21 protein-coding genes are annotated in these 17,960 nt (G+C 73.3%); 13 read left to right on the forward strand and 8 right to left on the reverse strand.

The annotated features are described in order from the left end of the window. Positions 1 to 9: 9 nt before the first annotated feature. Positions 10 to 465 (reverse strand): hypothetical protein, encoded by a 456-nt coding sequence (locus QSK03_RS11995; RefSeq protein WP_285652054.1) that lies wholly within the window; start codon positions 463 to 465, stop codon positions 10 to 12. A gap of 87 nt (positions 466 to 552) precedes the next feature. On the opposite strand from QSK03_RS11995, the gene QSK03_RS12000 reads away from it, so the two are divergent. Next, a complete protein-coding gene (locus tag QSK03_RS12000) occupies positions 553 to 1,560 on the forward strand; it encodes an aldo/keto reductase (protein ID WP_285652055.1) in 1,008 nt (335 codons plus the stop codon). 43 nt (positions 1,561 to 1,603) lie between these two features. On the opposite strand, the gene QSK03_RS12005 is transcribed toward QSK03_RS12000, so the two are convergent. After that, positions 1,604 to 2,671 (reverse strand): alpha/beta hydrolase, encoded by a 1,068-nt coding sequence (locus QSK03_RS12005; protein WP_285652435.1) that lies wholly within the window; start codon positions 2,669 to 2,671, stop codon positions 1,604 to 1,606. A gap of 77 nt (positions 2,672 to 2,748) precedes the next feature. Further along, positions 2,749 to 3,021 (reverse strand): DUF3253 domain-containing protein, encoded by a 273-nt coding sequence (locus QSK03_RS12010; protein WP_285652056.1) that lies wholly within the window; start codon positions 3,019 to 3,021, stop codon positions 2,749 to 2,751. Positions 3,022 to 3,058: 37 nt separating this feature from the next. Between QSK03_RS12010 and QSK03_RS12015 the strand changes: the two genes are divergently transcribed. Then, on the forward strand, positions 3,059 to 3,493 hold the full coding sequence (locus QSK03_RS12015; protein WP_285652057.1) for an SRPBCC family protein: 435 nt from the start codon (positions 3,059 to 3,061) through the stop codon (positions 3,491 to 3,493). On the opposite strand, the gene QSK03_RS12020 is transcribed toward QSK03_RS12015, so the two are convergent. Together QSK03_RS12020 and QSK03_RS12025 are read right to left on the reverse strand one after the other, a co-directional pair. After that, entirely contained in the window at positions 3,490 to 4,686 is a 1,197-nt protein-coding gene (locus QSK03_RS12020) for a CaiB/BaiF CoA transferase family protein (protein WP_285652058.1), read from the reverse strand. The two genes, QSK03_RS12015 and QSK03_RS12020, sit on opposite strands and share 4 nt — an antisense overlap. Beyond that, a complete protein-coding gene (locus QSK03_RS12025; protein ID WP_285652060.1) occupies positions 4,683 to 5,168 on the reverse strand; it encodes a flavin reductase family protein in 486 nt (161 codons plus the stop codon). The genes QSK03_RS12020 and QSK03_RS12025 overlap by 4 nt, the downstream gene beginning before the upstream one ends. A 175-nt stretch (positions 5,169 to 5,343) precedes the next feature. On the opposite strand from QSK03_RS12025, the gene QSK03_RS12030 reads away from it, so the two are divergent. Further along, entirely contained in the window at positions 5,344 to 5,871 is a 528-nt protein-coding gene (locus QSK03_RS12030) for a TetR/AcrR family transcriptional regulator (RefSeq protein ID WP_285652061.1), read from the forward strand. Here the strand turns inward: QSK03_RS12030 and QSK03_RS12035 are convergent. Further along, positions 5,852 to 7,003, reverse strand: coding sequence for a cobalamin-independent methionine synthase II family protein (locus QSK03_RS12035; RefSeq protein WP_285652062.1), 1,152 nt, complete (start codon positions 7,001 to 7,003; stop codon positions 5,852 to 5,854). The genes QSK03_RS12030 and QSK03_RS12035 overlap by 20 nt on opposite strands. 211 nt (positions 7,004 to 7,214) lie before the next feature. On the opposite strand from QSK03_RS12035, the gene QSK03_RS12040 reads away from it, so the two are divergent. From QSK03_RS12040 to QSK03_RS12080, 9 genes are all read left to right on the forward strand, one after another. Then, positions 7,215 to 8,447 (forward strand): FAD-dependent monooxygenase, encoded by a 1,233-nt coding sequence (locus tag QSK03_RS12040; protein ID WP_285652063.1) that lies wholly within the window; start codon positions 7,215 to 7,217, stop codon positions 8,445 to 8,447. Beyond that, positions 8,444 to 9,313: a dioxygenase family protein gene (locus QSK03_RS12045; RefSeq protein WP_285652064.1), complete on the forward strand. Its 870-nt coding sequence runs from the start codon at positions 8,444 to 8,446 to the stop codon at positions 9,311 to 9,313. Before QSK03_RS12040 ends, QSK03_RS12045 begins: the two co-directional genes overlap by 4 nt. A 3-nt stretch (positions 9,314 to 9,316) precedes the next feature. Beyond that, positions 9,317 to 10,261 (forward strand): LysR family transcriptional regulator, encoded by a 945-nt coding sequence (locus QSK03_RS12050; protein WP_285652066.1) that lies wholly within the window; start codon positions 9,317 to 9,319, stop codon positions 10,259 to 10,261. Then, positions 10,258 to 11,358, forward strand: coding sequence for a mandelate racemase/muconate lactonizing enzyme family protein (locus tag QSK03_RS12055; RefSeq protein WP_285652068.1), 1,101 nt, complete (start codon positions 10,258 to 10,260; stop codon positions 11,356 to 11,358). Before QSK03_RS12050 ends, QSK03_RS12055 begins: the two co-directional genes overlap by 4 nt. Positions 11,359 to 11,431: 73 nt before the next feature. Beyond that, positions 11,432 to 11,713 (forward strand): muconolactone Delta-isomerase, encoded by a 282-nt coding sequence (gene catC / locus QSK03_RS12060; protein WP_285652069.1) that lies wholly within the window; start codon positions 11,432 to 11,434, stop codon positions 11,711 to 11,713. Between the two features lie 51 nt (positions 11,714 to 11,764). Continuing rightward, the gene (gene pcaD / locus QSK03_RS12065) at positions 11,765 to 12,529 is read left to right on the forward strand and encodes a 3-oxoadipate enol-lactonase (protein WP_285652071.1); all 765 of its coding nucleotides are present in this window, start codon (positions 11,765 to 11,767) and stop codon (positions 12,527 to 12,529) included. A 2-nt stretch (positions 12,530 to 12,531) separates the two neighbouring features. Then, positions 12,532 to 13,305 (forward strand): CoA transferase subunit A, encoded by a 774-nt coding sequence (locus QSK03_RS12070; RefSeq protein ID WP_285652436.1) that lies wholly within the window; start codon positions 12,532 to 12,534, stop codon positions 13,303 to 13,305. Further along, on the forward strand, positions 13,302 to 13,958 hold the full coding sequence (locus QSK03_RS12075; RefSeq protein ID WP_285652072.1) for a CoA transferase subunit B: 657 nt from the start codon (positions 13,302 to 13,304) through the stop codon (positions 13,956 to 13,958). Before QSK03_RS12070 ends, QSK03_RS12075 begins: the two co-directional genes overlap by 4 nt. Before the next feature lie 127 nt (positions 13,959 to 14,085). Then, on the forward strand, positions 14,086 to 14,739 hold the full coding sequence (locus QSK03_RS12080; protein WP_285652073.1) for a PAS domain-containing protein: 654 nt from the start codon (positions 14,086 to 14,088) through the stop codon (positions 14,737 to 14,739). A gap of 11 nt (positions 14,740 to 14,750) precedes the next feature. Here the strand turns inward: QSK03_RS12080 and QSK03_RS12085 are convergent, their stop codons facing one another. Then, a complete protein-coding gene (locus tag QSK03_RS12085; protein ID WP_285652074.1) occupies positions 14,751 to 15,179 on the reverse strand; it encodes a hypothetical protein in 429 nt (142 codons plus the stop codon). A 3-nt stretch (positions 15,180 to 15,182) separates the two neighbouring features. On the opposite strand from QSK03_RS12085, the gene QSK03_RS12090 reads away from it, so the two are divergent. Continuing rightward, on the forward strand, positions 15,183 to 15,731 hold the full coding sequence (locus QSK03_RS12090; RefSeq protein WP_285652077.1) for a hypothetical protein: 549 nt from the start codon (positions 15,183 to 15,185) through the stop codon (positions 15,729 to 15,731). A 237-nt stretch (positions 15,732 to 15,968) separates the two neighbouring features. Here the strand turns inward: QSK03_RS12090 and QSK03_RS12095 are convergent, their stop codons facing one another. Continuing rightward, positions 15,969 to 17,945 carry an acetoacetate--CoA ligase gene (locus QSK03_RS12095; RefSeq protein ID WP_285652081.1) on the reverse strand — a complete coding sequence of 659 codons (1,977 nt, stop codon included), beginning with the start codon at positions 17,943 to 17,945 and terminating at the stop codon, positions 15,969 to 15,971. Positions 17,946 to 17,960 lie beyond the last annotated feature (15 nt).

Here is a 17,960-nt window from a genome sequence, read left to right on the forward strand (position 1 = left end):
ACATGATGATCAGCCGGCGTCGGCCCGCCGGCGCCGGCGCTGCAGCAGCACCATCGCGGCGACGATCACCAGCAGCACCGCGGCCCCGCCGACGAACCGCCAGGTCGAGGCGCCCGAGCCCGTGTCCGCGACGGTCAGGGTCGCCGTCAGGGGGCGACCGCCGCAGGTCGCGGTGACCGTGACCGGACCGCCCGCGGCGTCCGGCGCGACGGTCAGGGTCGACGACACCGACCACGGCTGGTGGCCCTCGGGGTCGCGCTCCCAGGGGGTGCCGGTGACGCCGGGACCGCTCGCCGGCGTCGTCTCGGGCTCCTCGCACCCCATCTGCGCGGGCACGGTCGCGCCCGGCACGACCGGGCCGCCATCGCCGCCGATCACGAGCCCGGGGTCGGCGAGCGCCGTCCCCGCCCCGAGCGAGAGCAGGGCCACCACCAGCGTCGTCAGCAGCAGGCGCACACCGGTCACCGTGCCACTCCGGACGTGCCTCGCGGGTCACGTCGAGACGACACGTTCCGGTGCATGGGCGCACCCGGGCGGGGGCAGCCAGGCATCATGGAACAACGCACTCTCGGCGGCCAGGGCCTGCGCGTCTCCGCGCTCGGCCTGGGCTGCATGGGCATGACCTTCGCGTACGGGGGTCAGGACGACACCGAGTCGCGCGCGACGATCGAGCGCGCCCTCGAGCTCGGGGTCACGTTTCTCGACACCGCCGACATGTACGGCCCGCACACCAACGAGGAGCTCCTCGGGTCCGTGCTCGCCGGCCGGCGCGACGAGGTCGTGCTCGCGACCAAGTTCGGCAACGAGATCGGCCCCGACGGCAAGGGCACCGGTCGCGTCAACGGACGTCCGGACTACCTGCGCGGCCAGATCGACGGCTCGCTGGCGCGCCTCGGCACCGACCACGTCGACCTCTACTACCAGCACCGCGTCGACCCGGACGTCCCGATCGAGGAGACCTGGGGCGCGCTCGGCGAGCTCGTCGCGGCGGGCAAGGTCCGCTACCTCGGCATCTCCGAGGCCGCGCCGGAGACGATCCGCCGCGCCCACGCCACGGCGCCGATGAGCGCGGTGCAGACCGAGTACTCGCTGTTCACCCGCGACGTCGAGACCGGCGCCGATGGTGATGGCGGGGTGCTGGCGACGTGCCGGGAGCTCGGCATCGGCTTCGTGCCGTACAGCCCGATCGGCCGCGGCTTCCTGTCCGGCACGATCCGGCGCACCGAGGACCTGCCCGAGGGCGACTGGCGGCGCAACTCGCCGCGGTTCCAGGGCGAGGCGCTCGAGGCGAACCTGCGGGTGCTCGACGAGGTGAACTCGCTGGCCGAGCGCAAGGGCGTCACGCCGACCCAGCTGGCGCTGGCGTGGGTGCTCGCGCAGGGCGCGGACATCGCGCCGATCCCGGGCACCAAGCGCCGCCGCTACCTCGAGGAGAACGTCGGCGCCGTGGACGTGACGCTGACCGCCGAGGAGCTCGAGGCGATCGAGAAGGTCGCCCCGGTCGGCGTCGCCTCCGGCGAGCGCTACCCCGCCGCGGCGATGCGGATGCTGCACCAGTGACGGGTACGTGAGCGAACTTCGGTGCTATGGCACCAGAGTTCGCTCACGTACGGGCGCGCTCACGGTCGGTCGTCAGGGCCAGGCCGGTGCGCAGGGCCGAGGCGGCGTCGAGGACGGCGTCGCGGGCGGCCGGCACGACGCCCGCCATCCCCGTGTAGCCGTGGACCAGGCCGGGGAAGCGCCGGGCCGCGACCGGGACGCCGGCGTCGCGCAGGGCCACGGCCAGCTCCTCGCCCTCGTCGCGCAGCGGATCGAAGCCCGCCGTCGCGACGTAGCAGGGCGGCATGATCGCGAGGTCGTCGACCTCGAGCAGCCCGGTGGGGCGGATCGGTTCGAGGCCGTCGGGCAGGTAATAGCGCTCGAACACCTCGATGTCGACGGTGCGCAGGCCGAACCCGTCGGCGAACAGTTCCCGCGAGCCGCCGCCGCGCCCCGCGTCGGTGACGGGGTAGAGCGCGAGCACGAACGCCGCAGTCGCGTCGCGGAGGCGGGCGAGCTGGTGCGCGGCGGTCAGCGCGAGGTTCGCGCCCGCCGAGTCGCCGCCGACCGCGACCGTCGCCGCGTTGAAGTCCGCGCGGTGGGCCAGGACGTGGTCCAGCGCCGCGGCGGCGTCGGCGAGGCCCGCCGGGAACGGGTTCTCGGGGGCCAGGCGGTACTCGACCGACAGCACCCGCACGCCGGCCTGGTGGGCCAGCACCCGGCAGAGCGGCTCACTCGAGGCGATGCTGCCGAGCGCGAAGCCGCCGCCGTGGAAGTGCACGAGCAGGGGCGCGGGACGGTCACCGACCTCCGCCGGCGTGTAGAGCCGCGCCGGCAGCCTGCCCGGCGCATCACGCCCGGGCCCGGCGGGCACGGGGACGGACAGCGGCAGCGCCGTGACGCCGGGGGTCGCCGACCAGGCGAGGCCCGCGGCCTTGTCGGTCGCGCGCCGCTGCTCGACCAGGGACGGCTCCTCGCCGCCGGCCAGCATGCCGAGCAGACGCAGCACGAGCTGGACGTCGAGATCGAGGGTCTGGCCGTCGACGGACGCCCGCGGCCCGGCCAGCAGGCGGCGGAGGGGACGGGGGAGCGCGATGAGGGCGCGCAGGATGCGCCGGAGGACACCGAACATCACCCGCGGAGCCTAGGCGCGGCCCGACCCGGCGTCGTGCTGCATTGCTCACGTGGGGGATTTCCTGACGTCGAGTGTCAGCCGCCCGATTCGTGCCGGTCACGGGGGTACCGCAGGCGGACGGGGCCGCGGGCCGTCGCCGGGTCGACGGTCTCGCCGCGTTGGGTCATCTCGATCCGCCCGTCGGCGACGAGGTCGCCCGCGACGCGCCGGGCCTCGGGCATGAGGTCGCGCCACGCATCAGGGTCCACGCGGCGGGCCGCCTCGGAGGGGCAGATCGTCGCCCCGGGGGCGCGCTGGGCGAGCAGGGTGACGATCGCGTCGGCGAGCGTGCGGTCCGTCGCGTTCACGCGTGCCGGGTACCCACGCGCGGGTAAGGATGGACCCGTGAGCACACCGGTTGTCCGCGAGGTGACCATCGACACGCCCGTGTCGCGGGTGATCGAGGTGATCTCGGACCTCGAGAACACCGACCGGTGGGCCAACGAGGCGAAGTCGGCGGTCGTGAAGGCCAAGGACGACCAGGGCCGCCCGACGCGGATCGTCGTGACCCTCGGGGCGCTGACCTTCACCACCGACGCGACCTACGAGGTCGCCTACACCGACACCTCGGTGACGCTGACCTGCGTCGACGCCCGCCTCATCCGCGAGTCGACGATCACCTACACCGCCCGCGACGAGGGCGACGACCGCACGCGCCTCGAGATGGCGTCGGTCATGGAGGTCACGGTGCCCGGCATCCCCCGCTGGGGCCTGGACCGCGCGATGGGCTCGAGCGCCGAGAAGAACCTGCAGTCGATCCGCAAGGACGCCGAGCGCTAGATGACCTTCTCGTCGGTCAGCGCCGTGACCTCGTCCGCCGACAGGCCCAGCTCGGCGTAGACCTCGGCGTTGTGGTGCCCGGGCACCGGCGGGCCGGCCCACCGGACCTCGCCCGGGGTGTCGGAGAACAGCGGGACGACGCCGGGACCGAGGACGTCCTCGCCGAAGCGCTCGTCGTGGTGGGGCGCGAGCATCCCGCGAGCACGGAACTGGGGGTCGGCGACGACCTCCGCCGCGGTGTTGATCGGCCCGCAGATGACGCCGGCCTCGTCGAGCACCTGCCGCACCTCGTCGGCCGGCAGCGAGCCGACCCAGGCGGCGACGATCTCGTCGAGCTCGTCCTGGTGCTCGCCACGGGCGCGGTGGTCGACGAAGCGCGGGTCGTCGGCGAGCTCCGGGCGGCCCATCGCCCCGCAGAGCCGGCGGTACACCGTGTCCTGGTTCGCCGCCACGACCAGCCAGAGCTCGTCGGCCGTGCGGTAGACGTTCGACGGGGCGATGCCCTCGAGGCGCGTGCCGCCGGGCTGGCGCACGCGGCCGAGCTTGTCGTACTCCGGGATGATCGACTCGAGCACCGACAGGCACGCCTCGGTGAGCGCGACGTCGACGACCTGCCCCACCCCGGTCACCGAGCGGTGGTGCAGCGCCGCGAGCACGCCCTGCACCGCGACCATGCCGGCCAGCGAGTCGCCCAGCGAGATCGCCTGCCGCGGCGGCGCCTGGCCCGGGTAGCCGTTGATGTAGCGCAGTCCGGACAGCGCCTCGGCCACCGACGCGTAGCCCGCCTTGTCGCTGTACGGGCCGGTCTGGCCGTAGCCGGACACCCGCGCGAGCACGAGCCCGGGGTTCACCGCCTTCAGCCGGTCCCAGCCGAGGTTCCAGCGCTCGAGCGTGCCCGGGCGGAAGTTCTCGACGATGACGTCGGCGCCCTCGACGAGCTGGAGGAACACCTCCTGGCCGCGCTCGGAGCGCAGGTCGAGCGTGATGCAGCGCTTGTTGCGGGCGTGGACGGTCCACCACAGCCGGTGGCCCCGGTAGGACTCCTGACCCCAGTCGCGCATGGGGTCCTGCCCGCCCGGCGGCTCGATCTTGACGACGTCCGCGCCGTAGTCGGCGAGCAGCCGCCCGGCGAACGGGCCGGCGACGATCGTGCCGAGCTCGAGGACCCGGACGTCGGCCAGCGGACCGCTCATTCCGCCACCGACGTCCGCACGTACCCGCCCCGGTGGAACACGAGCGGCGGGTCGCCGGGCGCGCCGAGGTCGTGCACCGCTCCGACGACGATGAGGTGGTCGCCGCCGTCGTGCACGGCGTGCAGCGTGCAGTCGATCCAGGCCGTCGCCCCGCCGAGGATCGGCGAGCCCAGACCCGAGGACGTCCAGGACACGCCCGCGAACTTGTCGCCGCCCGACACCGCGAACCGCCCGGACAGCTCCTCCTGCTCCGCGGACAGCACGTTGACCACGAAGCGGCCGGTGGCCTCGATCTTCGGCCAGCTCGACGACGAGCGTCCGGGCAGGACGAGCACCAGCGGCGGATCGAGGGAGAGCGAGGAGAAGGACTGACAGGTGAAGCCGGCCGGCCCTTCCGGCGTCGTCCCGGTGACGATGGTGACGCCGCTGGGGAAGTGCCCCAGCACCTGGCGCATCGTCGAGGCGTCCGTGCCGTCGGTCATGTTCGCTGCCTCCCTGCGGCTCGTCCTCGAACCGTATTGCCCGCGATCTCCCCGGGCACGCCCGCCGTAGTCTCGCCCTGTGCAGGAGACGGAGCGGAGCGGAGCTCGACCGTCCTCTTCGTCCTCGTCACGTCCTGGGCGGGGGCGGCCCCGCGACCGGTCCAAGGACGCCGCCGTGCTCGAGGCCACGGTCCGGCTGCTCGCCACCGAGGGCGTGGCGGGGACGTCGATGGACCGGGTCGCCGCCGAGGCCGGCGTCTCGAAGGTCACGGTCTACACGCGCTGGGCGACGAAGAACGCGCTGATCGGCGCGGCGCTCGCCCACCTGCGCCTGGGGCGGGTGCCCGAGCCGACCGGGGCGGTCCGCGACGACCTGGTCGCCCTGCTCGAGGCGATGCGCGAGCAGTACGTCGAGGTCGGCGCCATGAGCATCATCGGCACGTGCCTGGCCGACGAGCCGGGCTCGGGCGAGCTGCTCGGGATCATCCGGGAGGCGACGCTCCTACCGCGCCGGACGTTGTTCGCCGCCGTGCTGCGCGCCGGGACCGCACGCGGCGAGCTGCGCGCCGACCTCGACGTCGAGGCCGCCACCAGCCTCGTCGTCGGCACCCTCTACGCCGACCACCTCGCCGGGCGGGACACGGCGGCCCCGGACTGGCCGGGCACCGTCGTCGACCTCGCGCTCAGCGGGCTGGCACGCTGAGCCGCTCGCCCGCCAGCCGCGCCCCCGCGGCCATCGCGTCGAACTTCGCCCACATCACGCGCTCGTCGACCTCGGTGCGGAACGTGGCCTGCGAGGAGAACCCGCAGTCGGCGCCGGCCATGACCCGCTCCGGCCCGACGAGCCGCGCGAACCGCTCCAGGCGCTCGGCGATCAGCTCCGGGTGCTCGACGATGTTGCTCGCGTGCGTGATGACGCCCGGGATCAGCACCTTGTCGTCGGGCAGCGCGACGGTCTCCCAGAGGTGGTACTCGTGCTCGTGGCGCGGGTTGCCGGCCTCGAACGAGTAGTACCGGGCGTCGACGGCGAGCACGAGGTCGACGACGTCGGCGAGCGGGACGTCGAAGACGCGCGGGCCCTCGTTGATCGAGTAGCAGGTGTGGAAGCGGACGCGCTCGGCCGGGATGCCGCGCAACGCGTGGTTGATCGCCTCGACGTACATCCGCCCGCGACGCTCCCGGGTCGGCCGGTCGTACTGGTGGAAGCTGTAGATCTCGGTGAGGAACGGGTCGTCGACCTGCAGCAGGAACCCGGCGTCGACGATCGCCCGGTACTCGACGTTCATCGCGTCGGCGACCGCGAAGAAGTACTCCTCCTCCGAGCCGTAGTACTCGTTGACGCCGACGCCGCTGGGGGCGATCGACGGCACGAACGCGTTCCCCCGGTCGTCACCGACGGCGGCCGCCAGGTCGTCGAGGTCCCGCTGGAGCGCCTGCTGCCCCTGGTAGACCAGCGGCCCGGTGCACACGACGGGCTCGATCGTGCCGACGGTGCCGCCCATCATCGCCTCGGCGAAGTAGCGCTCGTAGTACTCCGGGAAGGCCTGCTGCTCGGCGGCGAAGCTGTAGACGGTCTCCGCGCCGGGCCGGCGCTCCAGCCCGCCGAGGCGCTCGGTGACGTAGCTGAAGAAGCCGAGCTTGCCCATCTCCCCGTCGGCGACGACGTCGATCCCGTGCTCGCGCTGCGCAGCGACGATGTCGGCGACGGCGGTCCGGGTGGCCGCGGCGAGCACGTCGTCGGCCACCTCCTCGCCCCGCTGGCGGGCGGCGAGCAGGTCGAGCAGGGACCGCGGGCGGGGCAGGCTCCCGACGTGGGTGGTGCGGATGCGCGGCACGGGCGTCTCCTCGTCGTCGAGTTATTTCCTGTACCGATGGGTTCAGGTGGAGGGTGGACCTGGAGGCGCCGCGGGTCAACCACGCGAGAGTTGAGATGCTGCTCATCTCAATGATTCTGCATTCACCTCTTTTTCGTCCGGGATGGCTCGTGTCACGCTCGGCGGCAGACGTTCGAGGAGGAGCGTCCGGGAACGAGCGGAGGTGCGCGGCATGACCCGTGTCGTGGTCGCCGGGGCCGGCATCGGGGGCCTCACGCTGGGCATCGCCCTGGCCCGCGCCGGCATCGCGGTCGACCTCTACGAGCGCGCCGACGAGCTGCGCGAGGTCGGCGCGGCCGTGGCGCTCTCGGCCAACGGGTCCCGGCACCTCCACCGGCTCGGGGTCGGCGACGCCCTCGACGCGGTGTCCACCCAGCCCACCGAGCTGATCTACCGCGACGGCCGCACCGGCGCGCGGATCGCCGCCCACCCCGGCGGCGACGCCTACCGCGCACGCTTCGGCGCGCCCTACTGGGGCGTGCACCGCGTCGACCTCCAGCAGACCCTCGCCGCCGCGTTCACCGCCGCCGCGGGCGCCGAGCACCTGCACCTCGGACACGCGATCACCGCGGTGGACGCCGAGGCGGGCGCCCTGACCCTCGACGACGGCCGCACGGTCGCCGGCGACGTCGTCGTCGGCGCCGACGGGGTGCGCTCGATCGTGCGCGAGGCCGTCGCCGGCCCGGGCACCGGACCCACCTACTCCGGCACGAGCGGCTTCCGGGGGCTCGTGCCGATCGCGGCGCTGCCGAGCCTGCCGGACCCGCACGCCATCCAGTTCTGGGCCGGCCCCGGAGCGCACCTGCTGCACTACGCGCTGGGCCGCGACGACGACACCGTCAACTTCCTCGCCGTGCTCTGCGGACCCGGGACGTGGGACGGCGCCCAGCGCGAGGCCCCCGCGGGCGAGCTGCTCGAGGCCTTCGCGAGCTGGCACCCGGCGGTGCGCGAGATGCTCGCCGCGGTGCCGCAGAGCCCGCGCTGGCCGCTGCTCGCGCAGGCGCCGCTGCGCCGGTGGACCCGGGGCCGCGCCGTGCTGCTGGGCGACGCCTGCCACGCGATGCTGCCCCACCACGGGCAGGGCGCGAACCAGGCGATCGAGGACGCCGCGACGCTCGCCCGCCTGCTCGTCGAGCACGACCCCGCCACCGCGCTCGCGGCCTACCCCGGCGGCCGGCGTGCCCGCACCCGCGCCGTCGCCGCCAGCGCCTGGGACACCGGGACGCTGCTGCACCTCGACGACGACCACCCGCGCCTCGCGGAACGCGACAAGCGCTTCGCGGGCTACCTGCCCGACAACGCCTGGGTCCACGACCACGACGCCGCCCTGGACCTCGACCACCACCGGCCGACGGGTCGAGCTCCGCTCCGCTCCGTCTCCCACCACAGGAGGACGACCGCATGACCACCACGGAAGACCAGTCCGTCTCCGGCGCCGCGCTCGCCGGCTCGCACGCCACCGACTCCGCCCGCGCGGGCGCGTCGAACCTGCGCGGCCCGGCCGCCGGCGGGGTCGACCAGCAGCGCGTCGCGACCGTCGTCGGCGCCGCGCTGGAGGGCATCCGCTCGGCGATCCGCGAGAACGAGGTCACCTACGAGGAGTTCGACGCGTTCAAGCAGTGGCTGATCGCGGTCTCGGACACCGGTGAGTGGCCGCTGTTCCTCGACGTCTACCTCGAGTTCGAGGTCGAGAAGGTCGCCGCGGCGACCCAGCAGGGCTCGGTCGGCACGATCCTCGGCCCGTTCTGGCTCGACGGGCAGGTGCAGCTCGACTCGCCGGCGACGCTGCCGATGCGCGACGACGAGCCGGGCACCCCGATGATCCTGGCCGGGCAGGTCACCGCGACCGACGGCACGCCGCTGGCCGGCGCGACCGTCGACATCTGGCACACCGACGACGAGGGCTGGTACTCCGGCTTCGCGGAGAAGCCCCCGGCAGGGAACCTGCGCGGCGTGGTGCGCTGCGACGACCAGGGCCGCTTCGAGATCCACACCCGCAAGCCTGCCCCGTACACGATCCCGCTCGACGGGCCGACCGGGCAGATGACCCAGGCCGCCGGCTGGAGCCCGTGGCGTCCCGCGCACATCCACCTGCTCGTCGCCGCGCCCGGGCACCGCACCCTGACCAGCCAGCTGTTCTTCACCGGCGACCCCTACCTCGGCAACGACGTCGCCTCGGCCGACAAGCCCGAGCTCACCCTCGACCCCCAGCCCACGGGCAACGGCGCCGAGGTCCGCTCGGACCGGGACTTCGTGCTGGAGCCGGAGTAGCGCGTGGAGACGCGCCAGCTGCGCTACTTCGTCGCGGTCGCCGAGACACGGCACTTCGGGCGGGCGGCCGAGCGGCTGCACATCGCCCAGTCGCCGCTGTCCCAGGCGATCCGGCAGCTCGAGGCGCAGCTGGGCGCTCCGCTGTTCGACCGCACGACCCGCCGGGTCGACCTCACCGAGGCCGGGGAGGCGCTGCTCCCGGAGGCCGTGCGCATCCTCGCCTCGCTCGACGCGGCCCGCGACCAGGTGGGCCGCGTCGCCGCGGGGGCGCTCGGGCACCTGCGCGTCGGGGCGACGGGGCTGGCGACCTACCGCCACGTCCCGGACCTCGTCCGGCGCCTGGCGCGCGAGCTGCCCGGCCTCGAGCTGGCGTTCACCACCGAGCTGCTCACCCCGGCGCTCGAGAAGGCGCTCGCCGACCACCGCATCGACCTCGCCGTCCTGCGCCCGCCCGTGAGCGACCCGGGGCTGGCGCACCACGTCCTCGCCCGCGAGCACCTCGTCCTCGCGGTCCCCGCCGGGCACCGGCTGGCGTCGGGGTCGGGGAGCGAGGGCGCCCCTCGCTGCGTCCACGCCGCGGCGCCGGCGCACCTCGCCGACCTCGCCGACGAGGACTTCGTCGTCTACGCCCCGCCGGGCTCGGTGGTGGGCGACGCGGCGGCGCGGGCGTGCCGGGCGGCCGGGTTCACGCCGCGCCGCACGCATTCCGCCGACCAGACCTCGATCGTCCTGGCCCTCGTCGCCGCGGGCGTGGGGGTGGCGCTGCTGCCGTCGTCGGTGCTCGCCGTGGCCGTCGAGGGCGTGCGCTACGTGGATCTCGACGAGCGCGAACCCGTCACCACCGACGTCGCCCTGGCGTGGCGCCGCGACGACCCGCAGCCGGCCCTGGCGCGGGCGCTCGCCGTGCTGTGCCGTCCCGCGACCGACCAGGAGGACACCCCAGCGTGAAGATCACGTCCGTCGAGGCGATCCCCCTCGCCGTGCCCTACCGGCGGCCCTTCGCCTTCGCGAGCGGCACCGTCACCGCCGCCGACCACGTCCTCGTCCGGATCACCACCGACGACGGCCTGGTCGGGCACGGCGAGGCCCCGCCGCGCCCCTACACCTACGGCGAGACCGCGGCGTCGATCGTCGCCGCGGTCCGCGACCTGTTCGCCCCGGTACTCGTCGGCGCCGACCCCTTCGCCCGCGAGCGCCTCCGCGCCGACCTCGCCCGTACCGTCGCCAACAACGCCGCCCGCGGCGCGATCGACGTCGCCCTGTGGGACCTCGTCGGCCAGGCCTGCGGCCAGCCCGTGCACGTGCTGCTCGGGCACGCGGCCGACGACGTCGCGGCCGCCCACATGATCGGGCTGGGCACGCCGGCCGAGATGGTCGCCGACGCGGTGGAGGTCAACGACACCCACGGCGTCGAGGCGTTCAAGGTCAAGGTCGGCCGCGACCTCGCCCACGACCTCGCCGCGGTCCGCGAGCTCCGGCGCGAGCTGGGCGACGCGGTCGAGCTCTACGCCGACGCGAACCGCGGCTGGGACGCCGACACCGCGATCGTCGCCGCCCGCCGCCTCGCCGACTTCCACGTGACCATGCTCGAGGAGCCCAACCCCGCCGACGACGTCCTCGGGCGCCGCCGGATCGTGCGCGAGAGCCCGATCCCGGTGGTCGGCGACGAGTCCACGATCACCCTGGGAGGGGTCGCGCGCTCGCTGCTCGACGGCGACTCCCAGGCCATCAGCGTCAAGGTCGCCCGCACCGGGTTCACCGACTCCGCGAAGATCGTCGGGCTCTGCGAGGGGCTCGGTGTCACCACCATGGTCGGCAACCAGATCGACGGCATGATCGGCACGGTGGCGTCCACGGCGCTCGCGTGCGGCCAGCGCGCCCTCGCCCGCCACCCCGTCGAGGTCACCAACTTCCTGCTCATGGCCGACGACGTCCTCGCCGAACCGCCGGTGATCGCCGACGGCCGCACCGCCCCGCGCCAGGCCCCCGGCCTCGGCATCACGATCGACCCCGACAAGCTCGCCCGCTACCGCGCCGACCGGTAGACGGGGTTGTCAGCGAAGTGCCGTCGCAGACACTGAGCGTCCGTATCCGTACTTCGATCACCGGGAGAAACCCGTGCAGTTCCTCGTCCGCATGGACGTCCGCCTCCCCCACGACATGCCGCAGGACGTCGCCGACGACCTCCGCGCCCGCGAGAAGGCCCGCGCACACGAGATCCAGCGCTCCGGCAAGTGGCCCGAGCTCTGGCGTGTCGTCGGCCAGTACGCGAACGTCAGCCGCTTCGACGTGGACTCGGGCGACGAGCTCCACCAGCTGCTCACGAGCCTGCCGCTGTTCCCCTACATGCAGGTCGAGGTCACGGCGCTCACCGTGCATCCGTCGAAGCTGGACTCCTGATGGGTGGAAGCGGACGGTTCACCCGCCCCCACCACCGGGCACGGTGAGGGCGTGAAGCTCCACCACGTCTCCGACGGACCCGCCGACGGCCCCCCGCTCGTGCTCCTGTGCTCGCTGGGCAGCACGGTCGACATGTGGGCGCCCCAGCGCCGGGACCTCGCCGGCGAGTACCGGGTGATCACTCTCGACACCCGCGGCCATGGCGGCTCGCCCGTCGCCGACGGCCCGTACGAGGTCGCCGATCTCGCCCTCGACGCCCTCGAGACCCTCGACGACCTCGGGGTCGAGCGCGCGTCGTTCGCCGGCGTCAGCCTCGGCGGCGCGGTCGCCCAGTGGATCGGGCTGCACGCCCCGGAGCGGGCGGCGAGCCTCGCCATGCTCTGCACGGCCGCGCGCTTCCCGAACGCCGACGCCTTCCGGGACCGCGCGACCACCGCGCGGACCGAGGGCGTGGCCTCCATCGCCGACGCCGTCGTCGCGCGCTGGTTCACCGACGAGTTCGCCGAGACCGAGCCCGACACCGTCCGGCGGATGCGCGACATGATCGCGTCCACCCCGGCCGAGGGCTACGCCGGGTGCTGCGAGGCGGTCGCCGCGTGGGACGTCGTCGACCAGCTCGGCGGCATCACCGTGCCGACGCTCGTGGTCGGCGGCGTCGAGGACCCGGCGACCCCGCCGGAGTGCCAGCAGATCCTCGCCGACGGGATCCCCGGCGCCCGTCTCGAGACCGTCACCAACGCCGCGCACCTGGCGTCGTACCAGCGTCCCGACGTCGTGACGCCGCTGCTGCGCGAGCACGCGAAGGGAGCCTCGTGACGATCGACAAGACCGTCGCCTCGGCCGACGAGGCCGTCGCCGACATCGGCGACGGGGCCTCGCTGGCCGTGGGCGGCTTCGGCCTGTCCGGCGTGCCGATCGTGCTGATCGACGCCCTCTCGCGGGGCAGCGCCACCGACCTGCGCGTCGCGTCGAACAACTGCGGCACCGACGGCTGGGGCCTGGGCATCCTGCTCGAGCAGCACCGCATCGGCCGCGTCGTCGCCTCCTACATCGGCGAGAACAAGGAGTTCGGCCGGCAGTACCTCGCCGGCGAGCTCGAGGTCGAGCTGACCCCGCAGGGCACCCTGGCCGAGCGGCTGCGCGCTGCCGGCTCGGGAGTGCCGGCGTTCTACACGCCCGCCGGCGTCGGCACCTGGGTGGCCGACGGGGCGATGCCGTGGCGCTACGCCCCCGACGGGTCGGTGGCGGTGACGTCGCCGCCGAAGGAGGTCCGCGAGTTCGACGTGGACGGGGTGCGGACCCCGTTCGTCCTCGAGCTGTCGCTGGTGTGCGACTTCGGGCTCGTGCGCGCGGCCAAGGGCGACCGGCACGGCAACCTCGTCTTCCACCGCTCCGCGCGCAACTTCAACCCGCTCGCGGCGATGGCCGGGCGCACCACGATCGCCGAGGTCGAACAGCTCGTGGAGCCCGGGGAGATCGACCCCGACGACGTCCACGTGCCCGGCATCTTCGTCCACCGCGTGGTGGAGCTGACCGCCGAGCAGGTCGCGAACAAGCACATCGAGAAGCGGACCACCCAGGAGAACACGTGAGCCTGACCCGCGAGCAGATGGCCGCCCGCGCGGCCCGCGAGCTGACCAACGGCTCCTACGTCAACCTCGGCATCGGCCTCCCGACGCTCATCCCGAACCACCTGCCCGACGGCGTCGACGTGCTGCTGCACTCGGAGAACGGGCTGCTCGGCGTCGGGCCCTACCCGACCGAGGACGAGGTCGACCCCGACCTCATCAACGCCGGCAAGGAGACCGTGACCGTCCGCGACGGGGCCTCGTTCTTCGACTCCGCGCTGTCGTTCGGGATGATCCGCGGCGGCAAGGTCGACACCGCCGTCCTCGGCGCCATGCAGGTCGCGACCAACGGCGACATCGCCAACTGGGCGGTGCCCGGCGCGATGGTCAAGGGCATGGGCGGGGCGATGGACCTCGTCCACGGCGCCCGCCGCGTCATCGTCGTCATGGAGCACGTGACGAAGAAGGGCGGGGCGAAGCTCGTCGAGTCGTGCTCGCTGCCGCTGACCGGACGCGGCGTCGTGTCCCGGGTGATCACCGACCTCGCCGTCGTCGACGTGACCCCCGGCGGCTTCGTCCTGCGGGAGCTCGCTCCGGGGGTCACCGCCGACGAGGTCCGCGAGCAGACCGACGCGGCCCTCGCCGACGCCGACGACCTCGCGGAGATGGCGGCCTGACGGCCGTCTGGCCATCCGGCGAACGATCCGGACACAGACGGTCGCCGATGGTCGACGGAGTGTTGTCCCGCACCCGGTCACGCTGCATAGTCGCCGCCTCGCTGCTTCCCCACCACAGGGCAACCCCATGATCACGAACAGTGACATATCGGTCATCCCGCGCGACACCGCACGCGCGATGCTGCGGTGCGCCCGGACCGTCGGCGGCGAGCGCCGCGCGACCGAGCTCGCGACCGCGTCGCTGCTCCGGATCCAGCGGGTCGCGCTCCGCCTGCTGGCCCGGGCCGGCCTGTCAGACCCCGACACGCGGACGGCCCTGCGCATCGAGGCCGACGAGCTCGACGGCGCCGTCCGGGCGGCCCGTGACGTCCTCTTCCCGCCGCCGCCGAACGCCGACGACCCGAGGGACCTGCCCGAGCGGACGGTCGAGACCGCGCTCCTGGACGACACCGGGACGATCGTGTGGGTCAACCGGGCGTGGCGCGAGTTCTGCCTGGCCAACGGCGGGGACCCCGCGCGGGCCGGGGTCGGGCGCTCGTTCCTCGCGCTGTGCGACGAGGCCGCCGACGCCCAGAGCGCCGCGGTCGCCGCCGCGATCCGCACCGCGCTGCGCGGCGACCTCCCGGCGCCGGCGCGCGTCGAGGTGCCCTGTCACGCACCGCACCGGCCCCGGTTCTTCGACGTCCTGATCTCGTCACGCCGCGACGACCGCGGCGACGTCCTCGGCGCGACGGTCACGCTCTCCGAGGTCGTCCCGGCACGTGCCGTTCTCTCGCCCTGAGACCGCGTTCGTCAGCTCGTTCTCACCAGCAGATTGACTGCGCGGAGCAGGTTCGCCTGGCTCCACAGCAAGGGCGTGTGGTCGTTCTTCACCCAATGACTGGTCGCGCCGTCGAACTCGAGATAGTAGGCCTCGGGAAGGGCTTTCCGGTTCCGGCGCTCGGCCTCGATATCGACCAGCTGCGACAGCGATCGCCGCAGATAGTGGAGTTGACGCTCGCGGTGCAGCTCGCCCCCACCGGACTCATAGTTCCTGCCCCAGTACACCGAGAGTACGGGGTCGAACAGGGTCCACTGAGCTTCCGTTCCGGAGTAGGCGACGCCGGACGCCATGAGATTCCGGTCCTCGATCCGCCCCTCGGCGACCGAGGTACGTTCTCCGACACCGAGGATGTCCGGGAATCGTGGCTCCCAGTACGTGTCGCCCAGATATCGAGCCACCCTGTGACCTACATCACGTGTCGACTCCGCCCGCGACTGCGTCGCGAGCTCGGTGATCCAGGGCTGTTCATGTGGGAGGAGTTCCTCCGGAACGAGGGCCGGCCGGGCCGCGCTCCGGGTCCGTGGCTCCCTGCGATGAACACGAGAGCCGGTTCTCCGACGTTGGACAGACTGAAGAAAGCCATCGGTCCTGGGCAGGACTCCCGCGAGGGAACGCTCGTCGCCTCGGTAGCGTTCTTCCTGCCGTCCCCGCTCATGTTCGGCTACTACGTCTTCCACCTCCTCTCGACGGGGGCGTTCTCCGTCTGGCCGATGTTCCTTGTCGTCACGGCCCTCTTGACGTGGCTCTATGCGAGCCTTCACGTCTGGCGTACCACCGGCTGGATCAGCGACATCGACGAAATGATCATGGGTTACGTCGGTATGAAAAGCTCCCGACCGTCCGGGGACAACGCACGGCCATACCCGCTGGTTGCCAGCGTGGCGAGCCATACGGCCGGATACACGCCGCGAGGCGAGCCCGAGCAGGGCGGAGCCCCAGCCAGACGATAACCGTGACGCCGGGACCCTCCAGTCGTGATCGACCCTGACACTCGGCCGTGCCGGTCTCCAGTCCGGTCGCTGCGACGGGCCGCAGACCGTCGGGGCTGGGCCCGCGCGGCCGTTTGTCGAACATGATCCCTCCAGGTGCTCCTCTCACCCGACCACATCGGGTGAGAGGAGCACCTGGGCGGATCAAGCGCCGAGCCCACGAGGATCTCGGTGGGTGATCGCTGACGCCGGCGAACCTCAGTCCCGGGCCCGCGCGACCACCGTCTCCAGGGCCTCCGGGTTGCGCAGCGCGTCCTTGCTGACGGCCTTCTCGACCGGGGTGCCGGCGAGGATGCGCTTGACCGGCACCTCGGACTTCTTGCCGTTGAGCGTGCGGGGGATGTCCTCGACGACGAGGAACCGGTCGGGCACGTGGCGCGGCGAGAGCTGCGACCGCAGGGCCTTCTTGAGCTGCGGTTCCACGTCGGAGAACGACACCCCCTCGCCCAGCACCAGGAAGCACAGCAGCTCGCCGCCGTCGCGCGCGCCCTCGAGCCCCGAGGTGTCGATGACCAGCGAGTCGAGCACCTCGTCGAACGACTCGACGACCTCGTAGAACTCGGCGGTGCCCATCCGCACACCGCCGCGGTTGAGCGTCGAGTCGCTGCGCCCGCGGATGACGCACGAGCCGCGCGGGGTGATCCGGATCCAGTCGCCGTGGCGCCAGATGCCGGGGAAGTCCTCGAAGTAGGACTCGTGCATCCGGCTGCCGTCCGGGTCGTTCCACAGCATCACCGGCATCGACGGCATGGGCTGGGTGATCACGAGCTCGCCGACCTCGTCGATCATCGGGTTCCCCTGCGGGTCGAACGACTCGACGGCGCAGCCCAGGGCGCGGCAGGAGATCTCGCCGCGCCACACCGGGACGGTGGGGGCGACGCCGACGAACGCGGCGCAGGTGTCGGTGCCGCCGGAGACCGAGGCGATCTGGATGTGGCTGCCGACGGCGTCGCGGATCCAGTCGAAGCCCTCCGGCGAGAGCGGCGACCCGGTGGAGCCGACCGAGCGGATCGCCGTGAGGTCGAAGGCGTCCTTCGGCCGCAGCCCCGCCTTGAGGCACGACTGGACGAACGAGGCCGACGTCCCGAACAGCGTCACGCCCTCGTCGGCGGCCATCTTCCAGAGGACGTCGAGGTCGGGGTGGCCCGGGCTGCCGTCGTAGGCGACCACCGTCGTGCCCACGAGCAGGCCGGAGATGAGCAGGTTCCACATCATCCAGCCGGTGGTGGTGAACCACGTGAAGCGGTCGCCCGGACCGAGGTCGTGCTGCAGCGACAGCGCCTTGAGGTGCTCGACGACGATCCCGCCGTGCGAGTGCACGATGCCCTTGGGCAGCCCGGTGGTGCCCGAGGAGTAGAGGATCCACAGCGGGTGGTCGAACGGCACGGGGTCGACGGCGAGCTCGGCGTCGGGGTGATCGGTGAACGACGCCCAGCCGACGACGCCGTCGTGGCCCGCCCAGGCGCCGTCGGCGAGGTAGTCGATGCCGACGACGGCGGAGAGCGTCGGCAGCTGCGCGCGCAGCGAGCCGACGGTGTCGCGGATGTCGTAGGACTTGCCGTTGTAGAGGTAGCCGTCGACGGCGACCAGCACCGACGGCTCGATCTGCGCGAAGCGGTCCACGACGGCGCGCGGGCCGAAGTCCGGCGAGCACGACGACCACGTCGCCCCGAGCGACGAGGCGGCCAGGAACGCGACGAGGGTCTCGACGGAGTTGGGCGACAGGGCGACGACCCGGTCGCCGAACCCGACCCCGAGCGCGACGAGCCCGGCCCGGGCGCGGGCGACGTCGGCGCGCAGCTCGCCGAAGGTGCGGGCGACCCGGCGGCCGTCCTCGCGCACGGCGACGATCGCCGTGTCGCCGTCCGCCCCGCCCTCGCGGGGCCACAGCGCGTGCTCGGCGTAGTTGAGCGTGGCGCCCGGGAACCAGCTCGCCCCGGGCATCGCGCTCGACGCCAGGACCTCGCGGGGCTGCTCGTGGAACCGGACGCCGAGGTGGTCGACGACGGTGCCCCAGAACTCGGGGACGTGGTCGGTGGACCACTGCCAGAGCAGGTCGTAGTCGTCGACGCTCGCCCCGTGCTCCCGGGCCACCCGCTGCGCGAACGCGGTGATCCGCGCCCGGCGGACCGTCTCCTCGTCGGGCTGCCACAGGATCTCGGGCTGATCGCTCATGGTCACCGTTCTATC

The sequence above is a fragment of the Actinomycetospora sp. NBRC 106375 genome (assembly GCF_030269665.1).
In the GTDB taxonomy this organism is placed as follows: Bacteria; Actinomycetota; Actinomycetes; order Mycobacteriales; family Pseudonocardiaceae; genus Actinomycetospora.